This window comes from Aequorivita sp. IT1282 (assembly GCF_058068205.1).
In genome coordinates this window covers 59,651-81,459 of record NZ_JBYRHR010000003.1, presented here as the reverse complement: position 1 = coordinate 81,459, position 21,809 = coordinate 59,651, and the positions used below count along the sequence as shown (strand labels likewise).

Genomic DNA, 21,809 nt, shown 5'->3' with positions numbered 1-21,809 from the left:
TCTTGAGAATCAAAAATAACCTTTTTAAAAGTCTGTGAATTAATTTTCTATTCTAATATAATTCTTTTCACGCCTGTACCATAACTATTTTCAAGATTGATGAAATAAACACCGCTTGAAAGATTGGAAACATCGAAAGAATAATTATTCAATTCTGCAACCGAATTAAAATAATAAGCCTTTACAGATTTGCCGTCCACAGTATTGATAGTTAATCGCGAAACACTTTCGGGATACTTCGTTTTTATTTGAAATATTCCGTTTGAAGGATTCGGAAATATCGAAATGTCATAAACCTGCGTATTATCTATACTATTAACTCCCAAGATATTTCCGTAAACCATCGGGTTATTGCTTTGGTTTATAATGTGGGTATCCACGTAGTATATAGGGTTGTAACCGTCGTTACAGTCTGCACAAGTTTGTCCTGAAATACAATCGGGATTGTTTGGGTGACAAAAATCTTGATAAGAAGGATGAAAACGGTAGTCGAGATTAAAAGTAGTTCCCGCATATTGGGTTAAATCGAAAATATCTGGTGGCGAAATAGCGCCTGGACACCAACCAGCACGATTGTATTGCCACGTACCTTGCTGACCCGTACAATTATCGGGGTTGGGATTACAAGAGTTAAATAGATGCTGCTCAAAAGTTTCAACACCATCAATATCAAAGTAGTGATATGCATTAAAAAACTCTGCGGCATTTGATGTATTGTTTCCTCCCCAGCCGTGGCCAGTGTTAGAAACACGTAAATGTGAAGCTTCAACCTGCTCTGGTATATTTACGCTAAAAGTTTCAACGGGTTGCAAATTGGCAGGATCGCCAAAAGCATAACCATCGTCCCAAACTTCCACAACGTTGCTGTAAGCGTATTCAGGTGCGCCAGCTGTATATTCGGCGTCTAGGGTAAGTTGCCATCCACCAGTTCCCCAAGTGTCTATAAAAACGCGTATTTCTACCTCACCTTGAAGAAGCGACATATAATCGGTAATATTTAATTCGTGATCGCAAGCCACGCGATATGGTGTAATATATCTAATTAGCTGAATCCAATTGCCATCTGGCGCTTTCACATCTATAAAAGCCCAACGATCCCAGTCATCACAACCTCCGGGAATGCTAGGGCATTCCACTTCAAAAATTGCGTTTAGGTCGTTGTAAGCACCCACAGACTGCGGAAAAGTATGGGTTCCGTAATACCAACGGTCGTTTTGGCCCGTAAATTCAATTACCACATCTTCTAAACTACGCACTACTTGCGATGTGGCAGTTTCATTAACCGTAATGTTTCGGGTAAGTGTAGTTTCGTCGCCATCGGTTGTTTTCGCAGTAATTACAATTGTATGCGCTCCGTAATTAGCGGGAGTCCACAAATAGTAATAAAAACCTGTTTCTGCTACCGCTGGGTAATCTGTACCGTTAATATTTACAATCACTTCCGAAAGGCTATCGGGTGCATCAACAGAGGCATTCATATAAATTGGGTATGGTTTTAAAACTGGCATTTCTAACGGAAAAGCTTCCGTAAGCCTAGTTGAAAGTTCTGGAGTGGTAACCGCGTTCGCAAAAGCCGAGAACTGCAGGAACAACGCTAATGCAAATAATAGGTAGTTTTTTTTCATTTTTAAATAATAATCGGTTAAGAAGGGTGAAATGTCAAAATATCCTTCCCTTGGTTAGTTTTATAATCGTTGATGGACATTTCATAAAAAAAGGATTGCTTAATTTAGCAAAGATTTAGACAAATATATCATTTAAATCTAGAGACCAATTGGTTCGAAAGAATTATACCGAAACTTACCTCAATACTTTATGAATGCTAATTTCCTGCAAACTCCCATAGATTATCTTAAAGGCGTAGGCCCAAACCGGGCAGATTTGCTGAAAAAAGAACTCGGCATTCACACCTTTCAGGATTTGTTGAATCTTTTCCCGAATCGATACCTAGACCGAACACAATATTATAAAATAGGCCAACTACAACAAACCAATGCCGAAGTTCAAATTGTTGGAAAACTAACACATATTAAAACCGTAGAACAAAAACGAGGCAAGCGATTGGTTGCAACTTTTATTGACGAAACTGGCAGCATGGAATTGGTTTGGTTTCGTGGTCAAAAATGGATTCGTGAAAATTTAAAGCTGAATGTTCCGTATGTAATTTTCGGAAAAACGAATTATTTCAACGGCAGTTTTTCAATGCCACATCCAGAAATGGAATTGCTCGATGCGCACGAAAAAAGCATTCGTTCAGCCATGCAACCGGTGTATCCTTCAACCGAAAAATTGGGTAACAGCGGCATCACAAATAGGGTGATAAATGGACTGATGCAACAGCTGTTTTTAGAGAGCAAAAATGCCTTCGCTGAGACCCTCTCAAAACCACTTTTGGAACAGCTAAAATTAGCCTCAAAAAAGGAGGCACTTTTCAACATACATTTTCCAAAAAGTCAGGCACATTTAGCACGTGCAGAATACCGATTAAAATTTGAAGAATTGTTCTATATTCAACTGCAATTAATTCGAAAAAACCTTGTCCATAAATCTAAAATTAAGGGGTATACTTTTGATAAAATTGGGCATAATTTCAATACCTTTTTTTCAGAGCATTTACCCTTCGAATTAACCGAAGCACAGAAGCGAGTAATCAAAGAAATCCGCAACGATTTAGGTAGCAACGCACAGATGAATCGACTTTTGCAGGGTGATGTAGGTTCGGGCAAAACAATAGTAGCGTTAATGTCAATGTTAATAGCACTTGACAACGGTTTCCAAGCCTGCTTAATGGCACCGACTGAAATTTTGTCAGTCCAACACTATAACGGTTTAATGGAATTATGTAAAAGCCTCAACACCAGTATTGAATTACTTACTGGTTCAACCAAAACTTCAAAGAGACGAGAAATTCACAAAAAACTCGAAAATGGCGAATTAGATATCCTAATTGGCACACATGCATTGCTCGAAGATAAGGTGAAATTTAAGAATTTAGGGCTTGCAATTGTGGACGAACAACATCGTTTTGGAGTGGAGCAACGCAGCAAATTATGGCATAAAAATGAGTACCCACCACACGTGCTTGTAATGACCGCTACCCCCATCCCCCGCACCCTTGCCATGAGTGTTTATGGCGACCTAGATATTAGTGTAATTGATGAGCTTCCACCGGGCAGAAAAGACATCAAAACTGTGCATCGTTTTGACGCAAATAGACTAAAGGTTTTTCGCTTTATAAAGGACGAAATTAGCAAGGGAAGACAGGTGTATATTGTGTACCCTTTAATACAGGAAAGTGAGACCATGGATTACAAAGATTTGATGGACGGATACGAGAGTATTGTACGTGAATTTCCGCAGCCAAATTATCAAGTTTCCATCCTTCACGGGAAGATGAAACCTGCCGATAAAGATTATGAAATGAACCGTTTTGTGAAAGGCGAAACGCAAATTATGGTAGCCACAACAGTAATTGAAGTTGGCGTAAATGTTCCAAATGCCAGCGTGATGATTATTGAAAGTGCAGAGCGTTTTGGGCTTTCACAATTACATCAATTGCGCGGAAGAGTTGGTAGAGGTGCCGAGCAGAGTTACTGCATTTTAATGACCAGCCACAAACTATCCGCAGATGCCAAAACCCGACTTGAAACTATGGTTCGCACCAGCGATGGTTTTGAAATTGCCGAAGTAGATTTAAAACTTCGCGGTCCCGGCGATTTGATGGGCACCCAACAAAGTGGCGTGCTAAACCTTCGTATTGCCGATATAATTAAAGATTCTGAAATATTGAAAATCGCGCGTAGTTATGCCATTCAAACACTAAAAGCAGATCCTAATCTTTCTTCCGAGGAAAATATTCCTATTAACAATACCTATGCACAGCTCGTGAAGTATCGAAATATTTGGAATTATATATCTTAACCAAATAATATCACCAAGTTGAAAACAATAATTAATTAAATAATGCATGGTTTGCTTATATTTACATCGAATAATATGAAATAAATAAAACTTTATTTATTTCATTATCAAACTTTGAAAAACTGAAAAATCTCAAAAAACCTGTTATGAAAGGATTTAAAACTCTAAAAGCAAGCATCTTTTTATTTGTCGCAATTACTATCATTGCTTGTAACGACGATCATAACAGCGGAAAATCTACGAACGCTTTACTTGGAGAGTGGCTTAGAAGCGATGTTACTAACGAGTTTGAATACAAATTAGTTTTTAGTTCAGACAACACCGGAATTAGAACCCAACGCGAAGGCGATGAAAATCAAGGAATATCGAGCGCTTTGACGTTTGAGTGGACTACTAATGATAATATATTAAAACTTGATTTCAACGGGGATATTGAGACTACCAATTATTCTATTAATAATGAAGGCCAGCTTTATTTAAGCGATATAACCGAATTCTATTTCACTAAAATAAAGTAGTCTTCTAGAATTCTCTGATTGTGGATTTACTTAAATTATAATTAGTCTTATCCCACTCACCTATTTAATTCATTGAGTACTTTTAACTGAATATTTAGGTAATCATTCCTCCGGAAATATTCTAAAAACACTCCCAATTCATTCTTCAGAAGGATATATTTTTATAGAAAACAATTCGCCACGGCCTGTAACAGATTGGACTATTTGGAATTATATTTTGTAAAAACTTAAAATGTCTTTCAGTTTTAATCGAAAAAGAAATACTTTCACCAAAAATTTAATCCAATGAAATCCCTACTCCGCTTATTTATTTGCGCATTCTTTTTCTCTATTTTACCTGTTAATGCGCAGGTTTTCAACCCTTACTACAACGGAATTGTCGAAAACGTTTCCGCCACAAACATTCTAGATGATTTAACAACATTGGTAGATTTTGGCGTAAAAGAACCCGGAACCAGCGCCATAGAAGACGCAAAAGATTGGATAATTGGCAGATACCAAACCTTAGGATACACTGCAATTGAAACGCAGCCTTTTACGGTTTTCGGACAGACTACTTCCAATATTATTATAACAAAAACCGGTAGCGTTTACCCAAATACACTTCTTATAATAGACGGGCATTACGACACTGTAAATGGTCCCGGCGCCAACGATAACGGTAGCGGAACCGTGCTTATAATGGAATTGGCCAGACTGCTGAAAGATGTAGATACCGAATATTCCATCAAGTTTATACATTTTAGCGGCGAAGAAGAAGGATTACTTGGCAGTGAATATTATGTAAACAATACTGTAATTCCTGAAAACTTAGACATTAAGTTAGTTTTGAATATTGACCAAGTGGGCGGCGTTGCCGGAATGAACAATACTACTATCGTTTGCGAACGCGACGAAAGTTCGCCAAACTCTAACAATGCTGCGTCTTCACAAGCTACGCAGGAAATGGCAAATTGTTTTGGGCTTTATTCAAACCTACAGACTCAAATTTCATACGCTTATGGTTCTGATTATGTTCCTTTTGAAAACAATGGCGAAGTAATTACCGGCTTATACGAAGCAAATGAATCGCCCTACCCACACGGTCCCAACGACATTATTGAAAACATGGATCCCAACTACGTTTTTGAGGTTGCCAAAGGCACAATGGGCTCAGCATTGCATTTTGCAGTTGCCCGCGAAACTTTGGGCGTTTCTGAAAATGGATTTGCTGAAAATATTATTGTTTATCCCAATCCTTCCAACGGCAGCGTAAACATACATTTAAACTCACTTTCTGAAGATCAAGTAGAATTAACGGTTTTTGATGTTTTAGGAAAAATAGTTTACAGCAATTCTTTAAATTCTATGACCAATATCTTGGATTTAGGCTTTTTACAAAGCGGCATATACGCCGCCGTCTTCAAAAATGGAAAGCACTTAGCTACCAAGAAAATTGTTATTGAGTGAAGCAATTTATTGTAGTTTTGGGATAAAGAGCTTTCATAATGAAACACAGTTTTATATTTCTCACCTCATATAACCAATTCTATATATGTGATAAAAATACGCCCGGAAGAACCGATTCTGACGATTTTTGGACACAAGTGGCTCATAATGACCGATTAGCGATTTAAAATAGAATTTTTGGAGTTAGCACAGCCAGTTACGGGCCGGTAATAGGAGAAATCCACATACTGGAGAAAGAGAATAAAACGGAGACTTTTAGTAACTATGACCACGTCGTTGAAGCCGGTTGAAATCTGAAATCTGGAATTTTACAAATTCACGATTGTGCCAACTCAATCGTAGAACTTGAAATTCAAATTAAACCTGACGATTACAAAATCCGAATTTATAGCTCTGACTTAGCTATCGAGGACGACGAGATTGGTGGAGATTCTTATAAAATTGAAATCTGGAGTGATAAAAACTTTGAAAAGAAAGTGCTGAAAAGATACCTCGCCGAGTAACACGCACCACATCAGACAACGAAGGTTAATACACCACTTCTTTAAAAATATTATTCTCCCCTACTAAACGATAATCTTCACAGATTTTCAATTAGTTTTGCAGTTACCAATTAGGCGCCAAAACAACACAACTTATACAAGAACATGGAACAAACTGAATTCTTAGAAAAAAATATATTTATTGATTTAAAAAACTTGAACGACGGATCAGACAATGAGACCATTCAACATTTTTCTGAGTCAGATTTTGAAACCGTGCTTGAACGTGTTGAACACTTCGGAATTGGTATTTATAAAATTGAGTCTTGGCAAAATGGCGCAGTCCACACAACTGCCACTCACGAAGAATCTAAAAAGAAAGCCACTGACCCAAAATGGTATAAAAAAGCATTCTTGACATTAAAATCTTCTCAATCCGGACTTATTTATTCTGCCACTTATAAAGTTTCAATTAAACTTTTAGCGCGAAATAGTGAGGACAACACAGAATTGAACTAAAATTACTTCCCTAGTTTTAATTTAGCCAATCCTCCTTTTTAACCTTTAATTCTGCTATAAATTCTGCAAGCTGCTTCATTAATTTTCTTGTCAATTAAATTACTTATCTGTACTTTTAGGATATGACAGAAGCCGCCATAGAAGAAGAGAAAAAAGAGCTCGCAAAGCAGTATAAACAGTTGCTCAAGATAAGTTACAGAACCCTTTCTAAAGAGGATAAAAAACTGATTCGCAGCGCGTTTGACCTTGCCGTAGATGCTCATAAAGAACAACGCCGTAAAAGTGGCGAAGCCTATATTTTTCATCCTATTGCTGTTGCTAAAATTGTTGCTGCAGAGATTGGTTTGGACGCCACCTCTATCGCCGCAGCGCTTTTGCACGATGTAGTTGAGGATACCGAATACGATTTAAATGATATTGAACGTATGTTCGGTTCCGTTGTGGCCCGCATTGTAGACGGCTTAACAAAGATTGCGCATATTAATATGTCTGAAGATGTATCTATGCAAGCCGAAAATTTTCGGAAAATGCTGCTTACATTAAATGAAGACATTCGTGTAATCATTATAAAAATTGCGGACAGGCTCCACAATATGCAAACGATGGACAGCATGCCGCCCGATAAACAACGGAAAATTGCTTCGGAAACTCTTTATATCTACGCGCCCCTAGCCCATCGCATCGGACTTTACAACATAAAATCTCAACTGGAAGACTTGGGTCTCAAATTTACTGAACCCGAAGTTTACTCAGATATTCTAGGTCGCATAAAGGAAAGCAAAGAAGAACAGGACGCTTATATTGATGCTTTCAATAAAGTGATAAAAAACACGCTGGACTCAGAAAACCTTGAATACGAAATAAAAGGTCGTCCAAAGTCCATCTTTTCTATCCGAAGAAAAATGCTGGCGCAGAACGTAACCTTCGACGAGGTTTATGATAAATTCGCTGTTCGTATAATTTATAAAAGCACGCCAGAAAACGAAAAATTCTTCGCTTGGAAAATATATTCAATCGTTACAGATCATTTTCGCCCAAATCCTATTCGTTTACGCGATTGGATTTCTTCGCCAAAATCTACAGGTTATGAAGCTTTGCACATTACCGTAATGGGTCCAAAAGGCCGTTGGGTTGAAGTGCAGATTCGCAGCGAGCGAATGAACGAAATTGCCGAAAAAGGATTTGCCGCTCACTATAAATATAAAAACAAGGAAAAAGATGACGGCGGACTTGAAAACTGGCTAGATAAACTGCAGGATACACTTGAAAATTCAGAGATTAGCGCTGTAGATTTTGTAGAAGAATTTAAACTGAATCTTTACGCGAAAGAAATTTTCGTCTTTTCTCCAAAAGGAGATTTATATTCTCTTCCGAAAGGCGCAACGGCTTTAGATTTCGCTTTTCACATTCACACCGAAATTGGGATGCACACTCGTGGCACAAAGGTGAATGGCAAATTAGTCCCTTTAAGCCACGAAATTAAAAGTGGCGATCAAGTTGAAGTAATTACAACCGATAACGCCAAACCCACCGCCAACTGGCTAAATTACGCCACTACCGGACGCGCACGTTCAAAAATAAAATCGTCTTTAAAAGACGAAAAGAAACAACTTGCTGAAGAAGGCAAAGTTATTTTAGGACGTAAGTTAAAGTCATTAAAAATAAATCTTGACGAGAGTACGCTTAATCAATTGGTTGTATTCTTTAAAGTAAAAACCAGTCTCGATTTATATTATCGCGTGGGTGCGGGAATTATAGACAATCCAAAATTGAAAGATTTTGCTGCTTCGCGAAGTAATGCTTTTATCAGTTTCTTTAAAAACAGAATCCGGAAGCCAGACAAACCTGAAGATGTAAATAAAGAAGAAATCACCGAAAAGTTCGATCAGCTTGTATTTGGTAAAAACGAAGATAAGCTAGAATATAAAATGGCGAATTGCTGCAATCCCATTCCTGGCGATGATGTTTTCGGTTTTGTAACGGTGAATGAAGGCATTAAAGTTCATAAAACTAACTGTCCAAATGCCTTGCAACTTCAGAGTAATTACAGCTATCGGATTATGCCCGCCAAATGGATTGATAGCACGCAGCGCGAATTTAAGGCAGTTTTAAATATTTCAGGCATAGACACCATCGGACTGGTAAATGAGGTTACGAAAGTTATCTCTAACAACCTTCATATAGATATGAAAAGCGTACACTTTGATAGTAACGACGGGGTTTTTACAGGAAAAATTGTGGTTGTTGTAAAAAACAAAACCATTCTAAATAATTTAGTAGACAACATCAAAAAAATAAACGGAATTGATAAAGTTACTAGAGTGTAAAAATTGAGTAACTTTGCAACCGTAATTATGAGTTCAAAAACAGATATAACAAATCAGGCAATTGTAAAGAACGTTTTCACCGGATTCCTTGAGCAAAAAGGACACCGAAAAACGCCAGAGCGCTATGCCATTCTTCAAGAAATTTACGATCACGACGACCATTTTGATATTGAATCGTTGTATATAAATATGAAGAATAAAAATTACCGCGTAAGCCGCGCTACGCTTTACAATACTATAGAATTACTTTTGGAATGTGGACTGGTACGCAAACATCAATTTGGGCAAAATCAAGCACATTACGAAAAATCGTATTTTGATCGCAACCACGACCACGTTATCCTCGGTGATGGCGAAGTAATCGAGTTTTGCGACCCACGAATACAAAGCATAAAAAAAACCATCGAAGAGGTTTTCGATATTGAAATAACAAACCATTCACTTTATTTTTACGGAAATAAAAAAACACCCGCAACAACCGATGACGGGAACAATCAATAAAAAATTATGGCAGTAGACTTACTACTTGGACTACAATGGGGCGACGAAGGCAAAGGAAAAATTGTTGATGTCCTAACGAAAAACTATGATATAATTGCACGTTTTCAGGGCGGGCCAAATGCTGGTCACACGCTAGAATTTGACGGTCACAAACACGTATTGCACACTATCCCTAGTGGAATTTTTCACGAAGGCACAATCAATTTGGTGGGTAACGGCGTAGTGATTGATCCGGTGATTTTCAAAAGAGAACTGGACAACCTTGCAAAATTCAATTTAGATCTTAAAAAGAGTTTGCTTATTTCTCGTAAGGCACATCTTATTTTGCCAACGCACAGATTGCTAGATGCAGCTTCCGAAGCTTCAAAAGGAAAAGCAAAAATAGGCTCAACTCTTAAAGGTATTGGCCCAACTTACATGGACAAAACAGGCCGCAACGGTATTCGTGTGGGCGATTTGGAAATGAATGACTGGCAGGAAAAATATCGCGCTTTAGCAGATAAGCACGAAGCGATGATTGATTTTTATAATGTTGATATTCAATACGACTTGGCAGATTTGGAAGCAGACTTCTTTAAAGCTGTTGAAGTATTGAAATCCCTTACTTTTATTGATAGTGAAGAATACCTTCACCAAGCACAGAAAGAAGGAAAAACCATTCTTGCCGAAGGCGCACAAGGCTCTCTGCTCGACATTGATTTTGGAACCTATCCTTTTGTAACCTCATCGAACACTACAGCTGCTGGAGCTTGTACCGGCTTAGGCGTAGCTCCGGGCAAGATAAAAGAAGTCTTCGGAATTTTTAAAGCATACACAACCCGCGTGGGTAGTGGCCCCTTCCCTACCGAACTTTTTGACGAAGTAGGCGAAACAATGGGTCGTGTGGGTAACGAATTTGGCGCAACCACTGGTCGTCCAAGACGCTGTGGCTGGTTAGATTTAGTTGCGTTGCGTTATGCAGTTCAAGTAAATGGTGTTACTCAATTAATTATGATGAAAGGCGACGTTTTAAGTGGTTTTAAAACCCTTAAAGTTTGTACTGCTTATAATTATAAAGGAGAAACTATTCACCATTTCCCATATAATATTGAAGCGGAAAACGTAACTCCAGTTTATACTGAAATGAGCGGTTGGCAAGCAGATTTGACTAAAATGACCGAAGATTCGCAAATGCCAAAAGCATTAAATGACTATATAAGTTATTTAGAAAAAGAGTTAGAAGTGCCAATCAAAATCGTTTCTGTTGGACCAGACAGAAAACAGACAATTATTCGATAATCAATTTTTGGTTGATATTTTCGTTGCTAATGAAAAATAATTCTTTTGTGAAGAATTCAGTTTCTCCTGCAAGGTTTTTAAAACCTTGTAGGTATTCGAGATGTTTGGGTGGAAGTTTTTAAAAATAAAAAACATTTGAAAGCAATTTCATTATATCATTTTTACATTTTTTTTCTTCTCTTCTTCGGAATAAATCTTTCCGCACAAGAAAAACAAAAAGTCGATATCCAATCTGGTTATCTCGAAATACGGCCCGAATTTCCGAATGCCGCAATTTATACTAAAGACGAAACTGGGCAAGTTTACATCGTGCACGAAGGTGTAGAAATGTGGTGCGACCAAGCTTTTGTATATTTGAAGAGCAACTTCGTGAAAGCCTATGGCGACGTACGAATTACACAAGGCGATACGGTTTCCATGAACAGCAAATACGCTGAATACAACGGAAACACTCAGTTTGCATTTGCTACGGGCGATGTGGTTTTAACCGAACCCAAAACCACTCTTAAAACCGACACCCTCTATTTTGATAGAATAAAACAGCAAGCCTATTACAGAACCGGCGGCACCGTGCAAGATACTGCCAGTGTTTTGACCAGCCGCTCTGGCAGGTATTTCGCTGAAAGTAAAAAATACCAATTTCTTCAAAACGTAAAAATTGTAAACCCAAAATATACGGTAAACAGCAATCAGCTCGATTTTTTCTCAGACACTGGAGCCGCGTATCTTTACGGGCCTTCCACAATTGTAAGCGAAACCAGCACCGTTTACTGTGAGCGCGGCTATTACGATACTCGTGGCGATACGGGTTATTTTGTGAAAAATTCAAAAATAGATTACGAAAATCGCACGCTTTATGGCGATAGTATTTATTTTGACAGAAATAAAAGTTTTGCTTCTGCCACTAATAATATTCGGGTTTTAGACACAATTAATAAAAGCCTAATCCGTGGTCATTACGCCGAAGTTTTCCGAGAAAAAGATTCTGTTTTTATAACGAAACGTGCCGTAGCTATTACCGTTCGCGATGGCGATTCAATTTATGTACACGCAGATACGCTGCGAGTAACGGGAAAACCAGATAATAGAATTTTGAAAGGATATTATCGCGCACGCCTTTTTAAACCAGGGAAAGTTGGCGATGAACCCACCAGTGGAAAATGCGACTCTATTTATGTGAATGAAAAAAGAGGAATCACAAAATTACTTCGGAATCCAGTGCTTTGGAGTGGCGAAAACCAAATGATTGGCGATACCATCCACCTACTTTCAGATACGATTACCGATAAACTTGATACGCTCAAAGTTTTTAACAACGCCTTTTTAGTTCAAAAAGACAGTTTGGGTTTCAATCAGGTAAAGGGCGAGCGGCTTATTGGGCTTTTCACCAATAATGAATTAGACACTGTAAATATTAATAAAAACACCCAAGTAATTTTTTATTCCCGAAATGATAAAGATGAATTGGTGGGGATAAATAATACGGTTTCTAGTTCTATCCAAATGTATTTGGAAGAGCAAAAGATTACCGGAATTCGATTTATAAAAAAAGCCGACGGAAAAGTTTATCCTCCTTCCATGTTGCCCGAAAACGCGCGGATACTGCCCGGTTTTCAATGGCGAGGCGAAGAAAGATTGTACAAGGTTGAAGATTTATTTAAAGGAAAACCGGCACCCATACTTCCGAAAATTACAGGTATTCCTTTACCCAAAGATGAAGGCGAATTTTTTGAAGATGTAACCGAAGATAAACTACAACTTCCCGAAGAATCAAAATTAAGTCCGAAAGATTTTCAAAACCGACCCGACGATCCAAAACCGGAAACGGCCCCCAAACCCCCAAAAGGGGCTTAAAAAATGAAAGAAGATTTCTACAAATATCAAGCTCAAACAACTCCGCATCCGTTGGCGCTAGAAATTTCGCACGCCAAAGGAAGTTATGTTTACGACACTTCGGGCGGAAAGCATTTAGATTTTGTGGCCGGTGTTTCTGCATCTACTTTGGGGCATTGCCATCCGCGAGTGGTTTCGGCAATAAAAAATCAAGCTGAAAAATATTTGCACGTCATGGTTTATGGCGAATATATTCAAGACCAACCTGTAGCACTTGCAAAATTGCTTGCCGAAAATCTTCCGAAGAATTTAAACACTACTTATTTAGTAAATAGTGGCACCGAGGCTATTGAAGGCGCTTTAAAACTCGCACGACGTGCAACGGGAAGAACCCAACTTCTGTATGCTAACAATGCTTATCACGGCAACACTATGGGCTCGATGAGCGTAATGGGTTTTGAAGAACGCAAAAATGCTTTTAAACCGTTGGTTCCAGATTGCTTCCCGATTACTTTTAATGACGAAGCAGATCTACAGAAAATTACTTCAGAAACGGCAGCGATTATTTTGGAAACAATTCAAGGTGGCGCAGGCTTTATTCAACCTGAAAATGATTATTTAAAAAAGGTGCGTCAACGTTGCGATGAAACAGGAACGCTACTTATTTTAGACGAAATTCAACCAGGGTTTGGACGTACCGGAAAACTATTCGCTTTTCAGCATTTCGGTATCGCGCCCGATATTTTAGTGATGGGAAAAGGAATGGGTGGTGGTTTGCCAATTGGCGCATTTACGGCTTCGCACGAGGTTATGGCTTTGCTTCAAGATAACCCGAAACTGGGACATATTACCACTTTTGGCGGAAACCCAGTTATTGCGGCTGCCGCTTTGGCAACGCTCCAAGAACTGACAGAAACGGATATTATAGCGCAAACACTTCAAAAGGAAAAACTTTTCAGAAAACTTCTGAAACACTCTATGATAAAAGAGGTTCGCGGAAGAGGACTAATGCTTGCGGCAATGATGGAAAATGCTGAAATTGCTACTAAAGTAATCCTTGCCTGTAAAGAGCGCGGGTTAATTCTTTTTTGGCTACTTTTTGAAGGTCGTGCAATTCGCATTACGCCACCACTCACAATCAGCAATGACGAGATTGAGGAAGGTTGCAACATACTGTCAGATGTTTTGAACACGCTGCAAGTACGATAAAAAACACGCAATCCTTTTAAATACAACGCTTTACCAATTGTCGTTTTGTTGATAAGTCCGTTAACAAGAAACGCGGCATAACTATTGAACTTATTTATACATTATTATCTTTAAAATAGAAGAAACCCGTTAAAACGTGCGTATGCAATTAAGTTCAAACGAGCATAATAACTTCTCGCTGGAAAGATTTGAATCTATGCTGAAAACCAACAGCGTTCTATTTTTCGACTCTGAGGAATTTGAAGAAATAGTGCATCATTACCTGGAAAACGGAAAAATTGCACTAGCCAAAAAGGCAACTAAATTAGGGCTGGAACAACACCCATCTTCCACAAACCTGAAGCTTTTTAGAATTGAAATGTACATTTTCGAAAACCAATTAGACATCGCTGATGAACTTTTGGATGAATTGTACCAATTAGAACAAAGCAATGAGGAAATTTACATTCAAAAAGCAAATATCTTTTCGCGTCGCGACAAGCACAAAGAAGCAATTACACTTTTAGAGCAAGCTTTGGATATAACCGACGATGAAGCCGATGTGCTTTCATTATTGGGTATGGAGTATCTTTTTATGGAAGATTATGAAAATGCAAAGGTTTATTTTATGAAGTGCTTGGAAGAAGATGATGAAGATTATTCTGCGCTTTATAACGTAATCTATTGCTTCGAATATTTGAATGAATACGAAGCGGCAATTGAATATTTAAACGATTTTCTAAACAAAAATCCTTACTGCGAAGTTGCTTGGCACCAAGTGGGCAAGCAATATTACGAACTTAAAGATTATACAAAAGCGCTCGCAGCCTATGATTTTGCTATTATAAGCGACGATCGTTTTATAGGCGCGTATCTCGAAAAAGGTAGAGTGCTCGAAAAATTAAAAAGGTATAGCGAAGCTATCGACAGCTATTCTATAACTTTAGGATTGGACGATCCTACCTCCTACGCTTTATTGCGAATGGGCAAGTGTTACGAAAAAATAGGCAATGCCGAAATGGCAATTCAATTTTACACTAAGTGTGTAGAGGAAGATTCGCTGTTAGACAAAGGCTGGATTGCTATTACAGATTTCCACACAAAAAACAAGCAATTTCATAAAGCGCTTTATTACATTGAAAAAGCCATTAGCATTGATAGTGAAAATGTACTTTATTGGAAACGCTATGCCAAAATAAACAACAAATTAAGTCTTTTCGAGGAAGCTGAAGTTGGCTACCGAAAAGCTTTGGAATTGGGTAATTATGAAATTGAATCGTGGTTAACACGAGGCGATCTTTTAACCAATTTAGGTGAATTTGAGGCTGCCGTTAATAATTTTAACCAAGCCTTAGAGTTCTATCCCGAACACGCCGAAATAGAATATCGTCTTTCTGGGCTATATTTTACGCTTAACGAAAACGATAAAGGAGCGTTTCACCTTAAAAACGCGCTTAAATCTGAACCCGAATTTTTGATGATTATTGAGGAATTATTTCCGCAGATATATCAAATGAAAACGGTGGAGGAAATAATCAAACAACACAAAAATCCTTCGATTTAATTTCTGTATTTTTGGGGTTATTTGAAAAGTAAAACTATGCCTCAAAGAAATTTTCTTCAGTATTTAGTTATAACTGCAAAAGGCCTCGCTATGGGCGCCGCCGACGTGGTTCCTGGTGTTTCGGGTGGTACAATCGCCTTTATTTCTGGAATCTACGAGGAGCTTATAGAAACTATTCATAACATAGATCTTGGCTTTTTTAAAATTTGGAAAAAAGAAGGGTTTTCTCCAGCTTGGAAACAATATAATCTCGGTTTTTTACTCGCACTTTTTTCGGGAATTTTTATAAGTATTATCTCCCTCGCAAAATTGATTACCTGGCTTTTAGATGTTTACCCAATAATGGTTTGGTCTTTTTTCTTCGGATTAGTAATTGCCAGTATTGTTTACGTTGGTAAACAAATAACTAATTGGAGGTTAGCCGTAGTGGTAATGCTAGTTATCGCTTCTGTGGCTTCGTACTTAATAACAATTGCAGATCCCGTTGGCTCTCCAGACAGCACGTGGTTTCTATTTTTAGCTGGCTTCATCGCTATTATTGCAATGATTCTTCCCGGAATATCGGGCGCATTTATACTCCTACTTTTGGGCGCATATACAGCGGTTATTGGCATTGTAACCCAATTAGGCGAAGGAGTTACCACATTAAATAGTTCGCTTTTCTTAGGCGCATTAGGTAAACTTACAGTATTTGCCATAGGCGCAATTATAGGGCTAAAAGCATTTTCCAAAATATTAAATTGGATGTTTAAACATCACAAAAACCTTATTCTAGGAGTGCTTACAGGATTTATGATTGGTGCGCTTAATAAAATTTGGCCTTGGAAAGAAGTGTTGCAATACCGTTTAAACCATGCGGGAGACGAAGTTCCTTTTATTGAAAGAAGCATCCTTCCCCAAAATTTTGATGGAGATCCACAAATTATGTACGCTGTTCTATTTGCTATTATTGGTTTTCTAACAATTTTCTTATTGGAAAAATTAGCAGTTAAAAAAGAGACAACTAAATCGTAAGTCAAGCTCAACTTAATGTATATCTTAAACTTTGAAAATTAAATTTTGAATTAAAATGTACGAAAACCGCTCTGTTTCAGATAAAGTCTGGCTGGTCTTAAAAGGACTGGGGATGGGCGCGGCCAATAAAGTACCCGGCGTTTCTGGTGGCGTGGTTGCTTTTGTAGCGGGTTTTTATGAAGAATTTATTTATTCGCTTCAAAAGATAAATAAGAAAGCTTTAAAACTATTAATTGGCGGGCGCTTTAAAAGCTTGTATCGCTATACCAACGGGCAATTTTTAAGCTTGTTGATTTTTGGAATGGTGATTAGTTATTTTAGCATTTCCAAAATTTTAGATTTTCTAATTGTTCATTATGAGCTCTACGTGTGGAGCGCTTTCTTCGGAATGATTATAGGTTCCATTTATTTTATTGCCAAAGATTTTGGCGACTGGAATCGCAAATACGCGGCTTATCTGCTCTGCGGTGTTGTTGCTGGTGTAGCGATCAGTTTCTTGGAACCCGCAAAAGAAAACAGCAATCTAATTTTTGTGTTTTTCTGCGGAATAATAAGTGTCTCGGGAATGACGTTGCCTGGGCTTTCCGGATCTTTTATCCTAATGCTTTTAGGAAATTATGTTCTACTTTTAGTGGATTCCGTGAATGCATTGTTTGATACGTTTGCAGATATTTTTCAATGGGATTTTAGTTGGATTTACAACGTACAACGCATAGAGCTTTTAGAGGTGTTGGTGGTTTTTTCTTTAGGTTCATTGGTTGGCTTGGTCTCGCTTTCGCATCTTTTAGCCTTTGTTTTAAAACGTTTCAAAAAAGCTACTTATGCCGTAATCATTGGTTTTATTGCAGGTTCTTTGGGCGTAGTTTGGCCGTGGAAAATAGAAAGACACGCGCTGGACAGCCTCGGAAATATACAAATTGACGCCAGTGGCAGAGAAATAATAACTGGCTATTCTCGCTATTTTCCTTCACAAATTAATTCAGAAACTATTCTGGCAATCGCTTTTATTATCATCGGTATATTGATTGTTCTTAGCCTAGACTGGTACGACAATCTTAAAAAGAAGCAACATGTCTAAGTTTGGATTGATAGGTAAAGACATCAGTTATTCTTTTTCGAGAAAGTATTTTTCTGAAAAATTTGAACGCGAAAAGTTTCCGCATACCTATGTAAATTTCGATATTCCTTCTATTGCATTCTTTCCGAAGATTCTATCGGAAACTAACGATTTAAAAGGCTTTAACGTAACAATTCCTTATAAACAGGAGATTATTCCGTTTCTCGACAATTTAAATCCAGAGGCTAAAAAGATTGGTGCCGTAAACACAATTAAAATTTCCGAAGACAAAAAACTTACAGGTTTTAATACCGATTTCTTCGGATTTAAAATGGCACTAGAAGCATTTTTACCACTTCTACAAAAAACAGCGCTTATTTTAGGCACGGGTGGAGCTTCTAAAGCGATTACCTATACTTTGAGCAATTTGGGTTTCGATTATAAATTTGTAAGTCGAAAAAGTGGCGTCAACACCTTCCTGTATTCTGAACTGAATCAGGAAATTATTGAAAACCATCTTCTAATTGTAAACTGCACACCACTGGGTACTTTTCCTAATATTACCGATTGCCCGCCCATTCCGTACCAATTTCTAACAAAAAATCACTTGCTCTTCGATTTAATCTACAATCCATCCGAATCTGAATTTTTAAAACGCGGAAAACTAAAAAGTGCCGAAACCAGCAACGGACTGAGAATGTTAGAGCTACAAGCCGAGAAAGCTTGGGAAATCTGGAATTCATAAAAATAGTACAAAAACACTCAAAAAAACGCTGTGTGCTTTGCCAATTGCACAGTTGTTAGTATATTGACCCTCTAAGAAAATGAACCTAAACATTGAAACAAATGTCTGACGAAAAACTGCCCCACGACGAAAACGAAAAAGAAATTACAACCAACGAATTAAATCAGGATATTAGTACTGCTTCAGAAAATTCCGAAACAACGGACGAAAGTGTAGTTGAAACTGAAAATGTTTCCGAAGAAAAAGATGCTTCTGAAGAAAATTCAGAGAATAGTATAAATACTGAAGAAGAAAACGTTGTGGAAAAAGCAATGGTCGAAGAAACAGAGGCTGTTAAAGAAAATGAATCATTAGAAGCTAGTCCCAGTGAAAAGGTTGAAGCTTCCGATAACGAGCCTTCAACAGACACAGCTAAAGAGGAGGATTCTCCCGCCACTAGAGCTTCAGAGGACGAAGATGATGAGGAAGAAGTTGCTTCGTCTGAAGATGAAGACGAAGAGGAAGACGTTGAAGAGAAAGCCCAAAAAGATTACAGTACGCTTTCAGAAAAAGAATTGGTTTCTGAGCTTGATAAACTTCTGAAATCGAAAAGAATACAGGAATTAAAGCACGACGTTGAGGAAATTCGATCAGAATTCAATAGTAAATTCAACGAAGAGCTTGAGCATAAAAAGGAAGAATTTCTAGCCGAAGGCGGAAACATCATCGACTTCCACTACACTACTCCGCTAAAAAAAGAATTCAATTCGCTTTATTTCGATTATAAGGAAAAGCGTAACAGTCACTATAAAAACCTTAAAAAAGACCTTCAATCCAATCTGGATAAGCGTTGGGAATTAATAGAAGAGCTGAAAGGACTTTTGGGTGCCGAGGAAAATATAAATACTACCTACAAGCACTTTAAAGAAATTCAGGAAAAATGGCACGTTGCAGGCGCTATTCCACGAGATAAATACAATACTGTTTGGAATACGTACCATCACCACGTTGAGAATTTTTACGACTTTTTACATTTAAACCGCGAGTTTCGCGATCTAGATTTTAAACATAATCTAGACGCCAAACTAAAACTTATTACCCGTGCCGAAGAGCTTGCTCAAGAAGCAGACATTAACAAAGCATTCCGTGAATTGCAGATGCTTCACAAAATGTGGAAAGAAGATGTAGGCCCCGTTGCTAAGGAATATCGCGACGAAGTTTGGGATAAGTTCAGTGAGGCTACCAAAGTTATTCACGATAAGCGCCAAGGACAATTGGCCGAAATGGAAAAGGATTTTGAAGATAATTTGGAAAAGAAAAACCAACTTATTGAAGAAATAAAAAAGGCTTCCGAAGAAACTAAATCTAGTCACCAAGCTTGGCAAAACGCCATCAAAAAAGTACAAGAGCTTCGTGATGCTTTTTTCAATACAGGAAGAGTTCCAAGAGCTAATAATAAAGAAATCTGGAAAGCTTTTAAAGATGCTACGGGCGGTTTTAATCACCAAAAAAACAGTTTTTACAAAAACCAGAAAAAAGAACAATACACAAATCTGGAAAAGAAACGCGAGCTTATAAAACTTGCGGATGAAAGTAAAGACAGTGAAGATTTTGACGCCACAACCCAATTGATGAAGAAAATCCAAAACGATTGGAAAACCATTGGGCACGTACCGCGAAAGGACAGCGACAAAATCTGGAAACAGTTTAAAAAAGCTTGTAACCATTATTTTGATAGACTGCACGCGCAGAAAAACGAAGCTAATAAAGAAGAAGTAGTTCACTTTGAAGCCAAACAAGCAATGCTTGAAAAACTCGCTTCATTTGAATTAAGCGGCGATCATAAAGCCGACATAAAATCTATAAAAGAAAACATTACTGCTTGGAAAGAAATAGGCCGTGTACCTTACAACAAACGCAATATTGAGCAGAAATTCAATAAAACATTGGATGGCTTGTTCTCTAAATTAGATTTGGGTAAAAAGGAAACCGAGCTTATTAAATTCGACAATAAACTGAATACGCTTGTAAATCGTGAAGACGATCGCAAATTGCAAAACGAGCATTTCTTTATTTCGAAAAAGATAGACGAAACCCGTGATGAAATTCGCCAATTGGAAAACAATTTAGGTTTCTTTCGCCATGTACCCGATGACAACCCAATGGTAAAAGAAGTGCATAATAACATTGCACGCCATAAAGAGCAGCTTGAAGTTTGGAAAGCGAAGCTTACCAAAATTAAAGAGATTAGAGAAGACTAATTGATATACGATTTTAGATTTACGATTGTAGATTGATTAAAAATTTTAATGGGAAGATTAGCATAATTTTATAGCTATTCTTCCCATTATTTTTTTTAAATATGTTTTGTCACGAATGGGACATTTGCTGTATTCGAAATAAATTCAACCAAGATTTTGTCCCTAGCGGAACAATTATGAATTCGGATTAAATTCTACCAAGATTTTTCCCCTAGCGGGACGAACACGGGTTTTTTTATAATCTGCAAACTGCCACTGAACACTGTCTACTGAAGTTTTGCCTCATTCCAGTAAACGTCCATTTCTGCAAGCGTCATATCTTTTAAAGATTTTCCGCTTTCCTTTGCTTTGCCTTCTAAATACTGAAAACGTTTGATAAACTTCTTATTTGTACGTTCCAGTGCGTTTTCCGGATTCACTTTTAGAAATCGAGCGTAGTTTATCATTGAAAATAGAACATCGCCAAATTCGGCTTCTATTTTGTCTTTGTTATCGTCGTTTATTTCGTGTTGTAACTCGCCTAATTCCTCTTGTAATTTTTCAAAAACCTGTTGCGGTTCTTCCCAATCAAAGCCAACACCTGCTACCTTTTCTTGAATTCTACTCGCTTTTACTAATGCCGGTAAGGATGTGGGAACGCCTTCCAAAACACTTGTTTTACCTTCTTTCAGCTTTAAATTTTCCCAATTGCGTTTTACTTCTTCTTCATCTGCAACAATTACATCGCTGTAAATATGTGGGTGACGAGAAATCAATTTTTCACAAATGCTGTTACAAACATCAGCGATATCAAAATCGTTGGTTTCACTGCCTATTTTCGCATAAAAAACAATATGCAACAATACATCACCCAACTCCTTTTTCACTTCCTGAAGATCTTTATCTAAGATTGCATCGCCCAACTCATAAGTTTCCTCAATGGTTAAATGGCGCAACGTTTCCATTGTTTGCTTTTTATCCCACGGGCACTGCTCGCGCAATTCATCCATTATGGTTAATAAACGATCGAAGGCTTTTAATTGGTCTTTTCGGGAATTCATAAATTGGTGTTAGGTGTTAGGTGTTAGGTGTTAGGTGTTAGGTGTTAGGTGTTAGGTTAAAATTAAAAAAAATAACCACGGAATTGAGCATGTATTTTGCGTGAATTTTTCTGAAATAAAAAACCCCCAAACC

The 21,809-nt window shown here is 37.8% G+C and carries 16 protein-coding genes; 14 read left to right on the top strand and 2 right to left on the bottom strand.

All coding sequences use genetic code 11. The annotated features are described in order from the left end of the window. Positions 1–47: 47 nt before the first annotated feature. On the bottom strand, positions 48–1,625 hold the full coding sequence (locus AC3RVG_RS07215; RefSeq protein ID WP_489690777.1) for a T9SS type A sorting domain-containing protein: 1,578 nt from the start codon (positions 1,623–1,625) through the stop codon (positions 48–50). Positions 1,626–1,815: 190 nt separating this feature from the next. Here AC3RVG_RS07215 and recG point away from each other — a divergent pair, with 190 nt between their 5' ends. The 14 genes from recG (at position 1,816) to AC3RVG_RS07145 (ending at position 20,636) form a co-directional block, all read left to right on the top strand. Further along, the gene (recG, locus tag AC3RVG_RS07210) at positions 1,816–3,921 is read left to right on the top strand and encodes an ATP-dependent DNA helicase RecG (protein ID WP_489690776.1); all 2,106 of its coding nucleotides are present in this window, start codon (positions 1,816–1,818) and stop codon (positions 3,919–3,921) included. A gap of 146 nt (positions 3,922–4,067) precedes the next feature. Next, entirely contained in the window at positions 4,068–4,439 is a 372-nt protein-coding gene (locus AC3RVG_RS07205; RefSeq protein WP_489690775.1) for a hypothetical protein, read from the top strand. 285 nt (positions 4,440–4,724) lie between these two features. Continuing rightward, a complete protein-coding gene (locus AC3RVG_RS07200; RefSeq protein WP_489690774.1) occupies positions 4,725–5,888 on the top strand; it encodes a M28 family peptidase in 1,164 nt (387 codons plus the stop codon). Between the two features lie 647 nt (positions 5,889–6,535). Continuing rightward, entirely contained in the window at positions 6,536–6,889 is a 354-nt protein-coding gene (locus AC3RVG_RS07195; protein WP_489690773.1) for a hypothetical protein, read from the top strand. A gap of 122 nt (positions 6,890–7,011) precedes the next feature. After that, on the top strand, positions 7,012–9,216 hold the full coding sequence (locus AC3RVG_RS07190; RefSeq protein ID WP_489690772.1) for a RelA/SpoT family protein: 2,205 nt from the start codon (positions 7,012–7,014) through the stop codon (positions 9,214–9,216). A gap of 27 nt (positions 9,217–9,243) precedes the next feature. Beyond that, positions 9,244–9,717, top strand: coding sequence for a Fur family transcriptional regulator (locus AC3RVG_RS07185; RefSeq protein WP_489691202.1), 474 nt, complete (start codon positions 9,244–9,246; stop codon positions 9,715–9,717). A 6-nt stretch (positions 9,718–9,723) separates the two neighbouring features. Next, positions 9,724–10,995, top strand: coding sequence for an adenylosuccinate synthase (locus AC3RVG_RS07180; protein WP_489690771.1), 1,272 nt, complete (start codon positions 9,724–9,726; stop codon positions 10,993–10,995). A gap of 135 nt (positions 10,996–11,130) precedes the next feature. Then, complete coding sequence (locus tag AC3RVG_RS07175) at positions 11,131–12,849, top strand: OstA-like protein (RefSeq protein WP_489690770.1); 1,719 nt, start codon at positions 11,131–11,133, stop codon at positions 12,847–12,849. Positions 12,850–12,852: 3 nt separating this feature from the next. After that, complete coding sequence (locus AC3RVG_RS07170) at positions 12,853–14,037, top strand: aspartate aminotransferase family protein (RefSeq protein WP_489690769.1); 1,185 nt, start codon at positions 12,853–12,855, stop codon at positions 14,035–14,037. A gap of 142 nt (positions 14,038–14,179) precedes the next feature. Further along, a complete protein-coding gene (locus AC3RVG_RS07165) occupies positions 14,180–15,580 on the top strand; it encodes a tetratricopeptide repeat protein (RefSeq protein ID WP_489690768.1) in 1,401 nt (466 codons plus the stop codon). 36 nt (positions 15,581–15,616) lie between these two features. Then, entirely contained in the window at positions 15,617–16,594 is a 978-nt protein-coding gene (locus tag AC3RVG_RS07160) for a DUF368 domain-containing protein (RefSeq protein WP_489690767.1), read from the top strand. Between the two features lie 55 nt (positions 16,595–16,649). Beyond that, positions 16,650–17,672, top strand: coding sequence for a DUF368 domain-containing protein (locus AC3RVG_RS07155; protein WP_489690766.1), 1,023 nt, complete (start codon positions 16,650–16,652; stop codon positions 17,670–17,672). Then, positions 17,665–18,396, top strand: coding sequence for a shikimate dehydrogenase family protein (locus tag AC3RVG_RS07150; RefSeq protein WP_489690765.1), 732 nt, complete (start codon positions 17,665–17,667; stop codon positions 18,394–18,396). The genes AC3RVG_RS07155 and AC3RVG_RS07150 overlap by 8 nt, the downstream gene beginning before the upstream one ends. A 101-nt stretch (positions 18,397–18,497) precedes the next feature. After that, the gene (locus tag AC3RVG_RS07145; RefSeq protein ID WP_489690764.1) at positions 18,498–20,636 is read left to right on the top strand and encodes a DUF349 domain-containing protein; all 2,139 of its coding nucleotides are present in this window, start codon (positions 18,498–18,500) and stop codon (positions 20,634–20,636) included. A 266-nt stretch (positions 20,637–20,902) separates the two neighbouring features. Here the strand turns inward: AC3RVG_RS07145 and mazG are convergent, their stop codons facing one another. After that, positions 20,903–21,676, bottom strand: coding sequence for a nucleoside triphosphate pyrophosphohydrolase (mazG, locus tag AC3RVG_RS07140; protein WP_489690763.1), 774 nt, complete (start codon positions 21,674–21,676; stop codon positions 20,903–20,905). Between the last annotated feature and the right edge of the window lie 133 nt (positions 21,677–21,809).

What these genes read in the sequence shown, in the direction of transcription:
- AC3RVG_RS07215 (WP_489690777.1), bottom strand. Translation starts at nt 1,625, where the DNA reads ATGAAAAAAAACTACCTATTATTTGCATTAGCGTTGTTCCTGCAGTTC.
- recG (WP_489690776.1), top strand. Translation starts at nt 1,816, where the DNA reads ATGAATGCTAATTTCCTGCAAACTCCCATAGATTATCTTAAAGGCGTA.
- AC3RVG_RS07205 (WP_489690775.1), top strand. Translation starts at nt 4,068, where the DNA reads ATGAAAGGATTTAAAACTCTAAAAGCAAGCATCTTTTTATTTGTCGCA.
- AC3RVG_RS07200 (WP_489690774.1), top strand. Translation starts at nt 4,725, where the DNA reads ATGAAATCCCTACTCCGCTTATTTATTTGCGCATTCTTTTTCTCTATT.
- AC3RVG_RS07195 (WP_489690773.1), top strand. Translation starts at nt 6,536, where the DNA reads ATGGAACAAACTGAATTCTTAGAAAAAAATATATTTATTGATTTAAAA.
- AC3RVG_RS07190 (WP_489690772.1), top strand. Translation starts at nt 7,012, where the DNA reads ATGACAGAAGCCGCCATAGAAGAAGAGAAAAAAGAGCTCGCAAAGCAG.
- AC3RVG_RS07185 (WP_489691202.1), top strand. Translation starts at nt 9,244, where the DNA reads ATGAGTTCAAAAACAGATATAACAAATCAGGCAATTGTAAAGAACGTT.
- AC3RVG_RS07180 (WP_489690771.1), top strand. Translation starts at nt 9,724, where the DNA reads ATGGCAGTAGACTTACTACTTGGACTACAATGGGGCGACGAAGGCAAA.
- AC3RVG_RS07170 (WP_489690769.1), top strand. Translation starts at nt 12,853, where the DNA reads ATGAAAGAAGATTTCTACAAATATCAAGCTCAAACAACTCCGCATCCG.
- AC3RVG_RS07165 (WP_489690768.1), top strand. Translation starts at nt 14,180, where the DNA reads ATGCAATTAAGTTCAAACGAGCATAATAACTTCTCGCTGGAAAGATTT.
- AC3RVG_RS07160 (WP_489690767.1), top strand. Translation starts at nt 15,617, where the DNA reads ATGCCTCAAAGAAATTTTCTTCAGTATTTAGTTATAACTGCAAAAGGC.
- AC3RVG_RS07155 (WP_489690766.1), top strand. Translation starts at nt 16,650, where the DNA reads ATGTACGAAAACCGCTCTGTTTCAGATAAAGTCTGGCTGGTCTTAAAA.
- AC3RVG_RS07150 (WP_489690765.1), top strand. Translation starts at nt 17,665, where the DNA reads ATGTCTAAGTTTGGATTGATAGGTAAAGACATCAGTTATTCTTTTTCG.
- AC3RVG_RS07145 (WP_489690764.1), top strand. Translation starts at nt 18,498, where the DNA reads ATGTCTGACGAAAAACTGCCCCACGACGAAAACGAAAAAGAAATTACA.
- mazG (WP_489690763.1), bottom strand. Translation starts at nt 21,676, where the DNA reads ATGAATTCCCGAAAAGACCAATTAAAAGCCTTCGATCGTTTATTAACC.